The organism is Streptococcus sp. VTCC 12886, assembly GCF_049893425.1.
GTDB classification, from domain to species: Bacteria; Bacillota; Bacilli; order Lactobacillales; family Streptococcaceae; genus Streptococcus; species Streptococcus suis_AA.
Map to the genome: position 1 here is coordinate 95,552 of NZ_JBMVJB010000004.1, position 6,732 is coordinate 102,283.

7 protein-coding genes are annotated in these 6,732 nt (G+C 36.8%); 2 read left to right on the top strand and 5 right to left on the bottom strand.

The features are described from left to right. Positions 1-7: 7 nt before the first annotated feature. Both ACPC57_RS02365 and ACPC57_RS02370 read right to left on the bottom strand, forming a co-directional pair. Positions 8-1,285 carry a pyrimidine-nucleoside phosphorylase gene (locus ACPC57_RS02365; protein ID WP_434066233.1) on the bottom strand — a complete coding sequence of 426 codons (1,278 nt, stop codon included), beginning with the start codon at positions 1,283-1,285 and terminating at the stop codon, positions 8-10. Then, positions 1,282-1,872, bottom strand: coding sequence for a class I SAM-dependent methyltransferase (locus ACPC57_RS02370; RefSeq protein WP_172006703.1), 591 nt, complete (start codon positions 1,870-1,872; stop codon positions 1,282-1,284). The genes ACPC57_RS02365 and ACPC57_RS02370 overlap by 4 nt, the downstream gene beginning before the upstream one ends. A gap of 75 nt (positions 1,873-1,947) precedes the next feature. Here ACPC57_RS02370 and coaA point away from each other — a divergent pair, with 75 nt between their 5' ends. Together coaA and rpsT are read left to right on the top strand one after the other, a co-directional pair. After that, positions 1,948-2,868, top strand: a complete 921-nt coding sequence (gene coaA, locus ACPC57_RS02375) for a type I pantothenate kinase (RefSeq protein ID WP_130555511.1) — start codon at positions 1,948-1,950, stop codon at positions 2,866-2,868. 58 nt (positions 2,869-2,926) lie between these two features. Continuing rightward, entirely contained in the window at positions 2,927-3,175 is a 249-nt protein-coding gene (gene rpsT, locus ACPC57_RS02380) for a 30S ribosomal protein S20 (protein WP_434065281.1), read from the top strand. 33 nt (positions 3,176-3,208) lie between these two features. Here the strand turns inward: rpsT and ACPC57_RS02385 are convergent, their stop codons facing one another. The 3 genes from ACPC57_RS02385 to ACPC57_RS02395 form a co-directional block, all read right to left on the bottom strand. Next, positions 3,209-4,426, bottom strand: a complete 1,218-nt coding sequence (locus ACPC57_RS02385; RefSeq protein ID WP_434065282.1) for a transglutaminase domain-containing protein — start codon at positions 4,424-4,426, stop codon at positions 3,209-3,211. Positions 4,427-4,512: 86 nt separating this feature from the next. Further along, positions 4,513-5,886 (bottom strand): sensor histidine kinase, encoded by a 1,374-nt coding sequence (locus ACPC57_RS02390; protein ID WP_434066234.1) that lies wholly within the window; start codon positions 5,884-5,886, stop codon positions 4,513-4,515. After that, positions 5,879-6,550 (bottom strand): response regulator transcription factor, encoded by a 672-nt coding sequence (locus ACPC57_RS02395; protein WP_434066235.1) that lies wholly within the window; start codon positions 6,548-6,550, stop codon positions 5,879-5,881. Before ACPC57_RS02395 ends, ACPC57_RS02390 begins: the two co-directional genes overlap by 8 nt. Positions 6,551-6,732: the final 182 nt, after the last annotated feature.

Here is a 6,732-nt window from a genome sequence, read left to right on the forward strand (position 1 = left end):
CCGTACATTAATAAATTATTTCAATAATTTCTTTCGTCTTTACACTTACTTTATCTATTTTAACATTTTTTTGAAAATTTGTAAGCATATTTTCCGAAATATTTTCATTGGCATATATTGTCGCAATCTGTTCACCTTCTGCAACAGATTCACCTACTTTTTTATGGAAAACAATTCCCGTTTCGTAATCCAATTGATCCGTTTTTACAGCGCGACCTGCACCAAGTTTCATGGCAAATAAGCCAAACTCCAATGCTGGTAGAGCAACGATATAACCGTCTTTCTCTGCATAAACAGGAACTTGGTGTGACACTTCTACAGGTCGGTAGAGATCAGATAAATCACCACCCTGTGCAAGCACCATTTCCTCAAACTTCTTCAATGCGAGGCCATTATCAATATGCTGTTTAACTTCTTCAACGCTTTTTTCAACATTCGCAAGACCTAACATGATATGTGCTAACTCGCAAATGAAATTGGTTACATCCTCGCGACCTCTCCCTTGCAATATTTCAAGGGCTTCTAAAATTTCTAATCGATTACCAATTGAAGTCCCTACTGGTTGTGACATGTCTGTCAGAACTGCGACTGTTTTACGGCCAACAGCTTTCCCTAAATCAACCATGGTTTGTGCAAGAACACGCGCATCCTCCACAGTCTTCATGAAAGCCCCCTCACCAACAGTGACATCTAGAAGAATCGCATCTGCACCTGCTGCAATTTTTTTAGACATGACAGAACTTGCAATTAAAGGAATAATATCAACTGTGGCAGTGACATCCCGAAGGGCGTAGAGTAATTTGTCTGCTTTCACCAGATTGTCAGATTGGCCAATTACTGCAACACCAGTTTCTTGGACTTGTTTAATAAAATCTTCTTGACTAACTTCAATTTGAAAACCATTAATCGATTCTAACTTGTCTAGTGTACCACCAGTATGGCCTAAACCACGACCGCTCATTTTTGCTACAGGAACACCAAAACTTGCAACCAGAGGGGCAAGAATCAGGGTGACCTTGTCACCAACACCACCAGTAGAATGTTTATCCACTTTTATACCTGGAATGGCCGATAAATCAATCTGTTCACCCGTTGCAACCATAGACATGGTTAAATCTGAAATTTCACGCGTTGACATGCCCTTAAAGTAAATAGCCATCGCAAGAGCAGACATCTGATAATCTGGAACAGTTCCAGCTACGTAACCGTCAATCAACCATTTGATCTCATCTGAAGATAATTCTAAACCATCTCTTTTTTTTTGAATTAAGTCAACTGCTCTCATTTGTTCACACTTTCGAGGATATAATATCCTTTATCCTTCCTGATAATTTCACAGTTTCCAAAAACCTCTTCCATCTTAGCCTTTGCACTTGGTGCACCTTGTTTTTTCTGAATTACAATAGTAAGCGTGCCATTTTCGGATAGATGATTCTTAGCTCCTGAAATCACTTGGTGAACAACCGCCTTACCAGCGCGAATTGGAGGGTTTGAAACAATATAATCAAATTGTTTTGTCACATTTTCATAGATATCGGATTGGAAAATGTCGACAGCAACATTGTTTAGTGTAGCATTTTTTTCAGCCAATGCCAAGGCTCTGTTATTGATATCTATCATTGTAGTGTCAACATGATAGACCTTTGCAAGTGTTAAGCCAATCGGACCATAGCCACAACCTACGTCAAGCAAAGACTTTCCTTCTTCTAAATGAAGAGACTTTAAAAGCACCTGACTTCCATAATCTATCATTTTCTTACTAAATACCCCTGCGTCTGTTTGGAATGTCATTGGGGTATCCAGTAAAAGAACACGAAGTTCATGAATATCATGTGCAGTACTTGGATTTTTCTCGTAATACATATTTGACATGTCTTAATTATATCATTTCCAAAAAGCGTTTACAAGATATTTTACTTGAAATCTAAATCGTGCTACAATAGGCCCATGAAAAATGAATTTATAAATTTTGAACGCATTAGCAGAGAAACCTGGCAACAACTTCACCGCCATACGACAGTTCCACTTACACAAGAAGATCTAAACTCCATAAAGAGTTTCAATGATAATATAAAACTCCAGGAAGTTTCGGACGTCTATTTACCATTGATCAATCTCATTCGCATTTATCGTAAAGCTCGCACGGATTTAACCTTTTCAAAAAGTTTGTTTTTACAAAAGAAAATCGAAGAACAACCCTTTATCATAGGTGTGTCTGGTAGTGTTGCTGTCGGAAAATCTACAACCAGTAGACTTCTGCAAATATTACTTTCCCAAACATTTAGGCATGCAAAAGTTGAGTTGGTTACGACAGATGGATTTCTTTATCCAAATGCAGAGCTTCAAGAAAAAGGTCTTCTTGACAAAAAAGGGTTTCCTGAATCATACAATATGGAGCTGTTACTGAATTTTGTGGATACTATAAAAAATGGTGAATCTTTTAGCATTCCTACTTATTCACACGAAATTTACGATATCGTTCCAGATTCTTATCAAACCATTGAAGCACCTGATTTCCTCATTGTGGAAGGCATCAACGTATTCCAAAATCCTCAAAACCAACGATTGTATGTGAGCGACTATTTTGATGTTTCGATTTATGTAGATGCTGACGTGGATAATATTGAAACCTGGTACTTGGAACGATTCCAAAAATTGCTGAAACTAGCTGAAAAAGATCCCACAAACTATTACCATCGGTTCACACATTTACCATTTGCAGAAGTCATTGAAATGGCTCAAAGTATCTGGAAAAATATTAACTTGGCCAACCTAGAAAAGTATATTGAACCGACACGAAACCGAGCAGATATCATCCTACACAAAGGATTGAATCACGAAATCGATGAAATTTACTTAAAAAAATAAATTTCACTTGTCAAATGCAGTGTTTTCATGTATAATGTTATAGTTAGTACAAGAAAGGGTGGAGGTGAAACCATTGGCAAACATTAAGTCAGCTATCAAACGCGCTGAATTGAACGTTAAACAAAACAAAAAAAACTCAGCACAAAAATCAGCTATGCGTACTGCAATTAAAGCATTTGAAGCTAACCCATCTGAAGAGCTTTTCCGCTTTGCTAGCTCAGCAATCGATAAAGCAGAAACTAAAGGTTTGATTCATAAAAACAAAGCAAGCCGCGACAAAGCACGTCTTGCATCAAAACTTGCATAATAAAAAAGAAGTCTATCAAGGACTTCTTTTTTTCTAGTCTAATACTAATTCAAATGTTAAGGTCTGTTCATTGTACAGATATTGGTAAGTTTCAATCCAGCCCAGTACTTCAAATAGTCGATTCGTACCCGAAGCTGCATATTCCACCATTTGATTCAAGGCTGCTTGATTAGAAAATTGACACGCAATCCGGCGCTGACCTGCCTGATAAAGATTAGAAACAGTTTGAACGACTAATTCCTCATCAAAATTCTCAAAATAAGTGCCTTGCTGAACGTAATAATTTAAGGCATTGTCAGTACAAGAAGGATAGACAAGTGGTCTTTCCGTATATGGATATTCTGTTCCCCAATAACTCAGTAAGTCCACATCAGCAACTCTATTTCTATACAAGATGGAATCTGGAACACATAGATAGTCATAGCTAATAGTAGATTGCGCTTGACTCCCCATAGCTTCTTCAAAGACTGGATCACCCCAGGTTGAATCTACACCATAGTATTGCTGATCAATCTTCACTAAATTCCAAGCGTGTTCAATGGTTTCACCATTTGTTCCAGTCACATTACCAGATACATAGACAGCTTCTATCCCAGCCAATTTACATAAATATTGAAAGGTTCGGCTATACCCTGCACATACCGAGCTATTAGCTAGCAAAACTGATTTTATGGATTGATTGTCCCAACTAATCTGACTATCACTCAAAGCTGCAAGATTATAATCCGTATGCTGAATAATGTATTCATAGAAGAATTTCACAGTATCGTATACGTGATCCTTTGGAGCTTGACTAACGATAGATTGTGCCAAAGTTGCTATTTTTTCACTTTCTTCTTCAACCTGCAACGGATAGTCAGGCTCAGAAAGGTCCTGATAATCAATGCCATCCCTCATTGCGTCAGTCATCCAGTAATACTCAGGGAAATCATTTGCTACAGAGAAAAATGCACGCGTATAGGTCTCATCGTCTACTCTGTCAATTGTAATCTGCTGTTTGAAGGTACGCAAACCATTAGCTAATTGGAGGTAGACACGGCGTTCCTCATCAGTGTCTAATTGTTGATAATAAAAATAATCAGCAACTTCCTCCCTCATCTGTTGCAACTCATTTTCAAGGACTTTAGCTTCTTGTGATGCTTCTCCGCTGATTACCTTGCTAAAATCCTCTTTTTGAGGAAAGTATGAACAGCCTGTCAACTGGGTGCAAGCCAATATGATTAATATAATTAAGTAACTCTTCTTTTTCATGACCTACTCCTCTCCTCCATCCTAGTATATCATACTTTTGAACCGACAAAAAAATGATAGGCCACATTCCTATCATTTTTCTTATTTTATCTCGGTAATCTTACCTCAAAAATAGTTCCTTTAGGCTGATTATCCCGCACAGTGATTGTGCCTTTCAAACTATTGGAAATTTGTAAGGCTAAGGATAAACCGAGACCAAACCCACCCTTGCTCCGAGTACGGGCCTTGTCTACACGATAAAATCGATCGAAAATTTTCTTTTTATCACTATCACTGATACCCAATCCATTGTCTGCTACCGTAAAGTAAACTAACTTATCTTTAATATTGGCTGTCACTTGTATAGCGCCATCTTCTTCGGTATACTTCATTGCATTATCAAATAGGATGGTTAGAAGCTGTTTTACCAACACCTTATCGGTCCGAATTGGTTGATCAATCAAATTATTAACCGTGACTGTTTTACCATTTTCATCTGCAATCATCATGTAATTCTCAAAGATTTCATCAAAATAGCTAGGTGGGACTTCAACTATATCTAATTTGAAACCATCATCTCGACGAGCTAAATTCAGTAAATTCGTAGTTAACATACGCATATTACGAACTTCCTCTAGGCTTGATCCTATACTCTCACTACTTTCCAAAATGGTTGCATTTGGATGTCTAAAAAGACCTTCCAAACGATTCTGTAACACAGTTAAAGGTGTTCTCAATTCATGACTAGCATTCTCAACGAAATCCTTTTGTTTTTGATAGCTAATTAAGATAGGTCGCATACTCAAATTTGACAGATAAATACTAGCCAAGATGGAAATAAGCCAAGCAGATACCATGACAATAGCTACAGCAGTTTCATACGTCTCAATGGATGATTTTATCTGACTCACATTCACGAAAATTGTCGCGTATTTAATATCATAGGAAGAATAATAGCCAAGGTCATCTGGCGCCAATTCAATAGTAACATAACGATAATCTTCTGAACCCCCGAATGTAGAATCAACCGTTACTTCCTTTATTTCGCCTAAATTTTTCTTGTCTAAGGATAAATCAGACAAACCGGTAAAGCTATCGGGGTTAACTACTTGACCATCTTTTGAATAAAGCAATACATGTGTATTGTAACCAAGTTTCAACTGATCGTCTTTCTGATTTTTAGGGGAGTTTGGTATATCTGAATTAGATTCTGCAGAATCACTTTCATCAGCAATATTTCCATCTTGAATAATGAATTCTGAATTTGGTTCATAGGTCCGTGCAATGGCAAAACCAACCACCAAAGCAGGGGCATCTTTGATACGAGCCAGTGTTGAATCAGAAGTCTGATACATAGTTGAGCGCATTAACTGGAAGATAATGGCGGTCATTAATCCGAAAATGAGTGTAAAAACAGCAAAATATCTGATAAAAAAGGAAAATTTATCTGTTGAAATAATTTTTTTAAATCGCTTAGACATTTTTCAAAATGTAACCGACACTACGAAGAGTTTGAAGATTTTCTCCAAATGCAGTTCCTTTCAATTTTTTCCTTACTTTCGATACGTAAACTTCAACAACTGAAATGGTTGTATCACTATCAAATCCCCAAATACGATCAAAAATCTGTGTTTTAGGTAAAATCACATTTTGGTTCTGTAAGAAATATACCAACAAATCGAACTCTTTCCCTAACAATTCTACTTCTTGACCGTTGACTGTCGTGGTATTTGTAGATAAGTCGACAGTAACATCTCCGTATGTTAGAGTATTTTCATTGAACTTCCCTGCTCGTTTTAACAATGCTTGAATACGCATTTTGAGTTCTTCTAAATAGAATGGTTTTGTGAGATAGTCATCTGCACCCAATTCAAACCCATGTCCTTTATCATCTAGGCCTTCCTTGGCTGTCGTAATCAGAACAGGAGTTGAGATCCCTTTTTCACGCAATTCTTTTAATACTTGAAAACCATCTTTCTCAGGTAACATTAAATCTAAAAGAATTAAATCATAAACTCCTGTTTCCGCTTCGTAAATACCTTCTTCACCATCAAAAACTTGCATAACGTCTGCAAAATCATCTAAAAAATCAAAGACTGAATTAGAAAGGCTTAAATCGTCTTCAATCAATAATATTTTTATCATAGGTTACCTTCCCTTAGCGTTTTATCATCAGTATACCATAAAAATTTCATTAAAACGCCTAATAGCTTTTTATAATTATTTACCTAAATTATATCAAACGTAACTGCCCAATAACAAGGTATCTATCCAATCACTCCTTCCTCCAGTATACTGTTATAAAAAACAAACTGGAGGATTTTTTA

What these genes read in the sequence shown, in the direction of transcription:
- coaA (WP_130555511.1), top strand. Translation starts at nt 1,948, where the DNA reads ATGAAAAATGAATTTATAAATTTTGAACGCATTAGCAGAGAAACCTGG.
- ACPC57_RS02365 (WP_434066233.1), bottom strand. Translation starts at nt 1,285, where the DNA reads ATGAGAGCAGTTGACTTAATTCAAAAAAAAAGAGATGGTTTAGAATTA.
- ACPC57_RS02370 (WP_172006703.1), bottom strand. Translation starts at nt 1,872, where the DNA reads ATGTCAAATATGTATTACGAGAAAAATCCAAGTACTGCACATGATATT.
- ACPC57_RS02395 (WP_434066235.1), bottom strand. Translation starts at nt 6,550, where the DNA reads ATGATAAAAATATTATTGATTGAAGACGATTTAAGCCTTTCTAATTCA.
- ACPC57_RS02390 (WP_434066234.1), bottom strand. Translation starts at nt 5,886, where the DNA reads ATGTCTAAGCGATTTAAAAAAATTATTTCAACAGATAAATTTTCCTTT.
- ACPC57_RS02385 (WP_434065282.1), bottom strand. Translation starts at nt 4,426, where the DNA reads ATGAAAAAGAAGAGTTACTTAATTATATTAATCATATTGGCTTGCACC.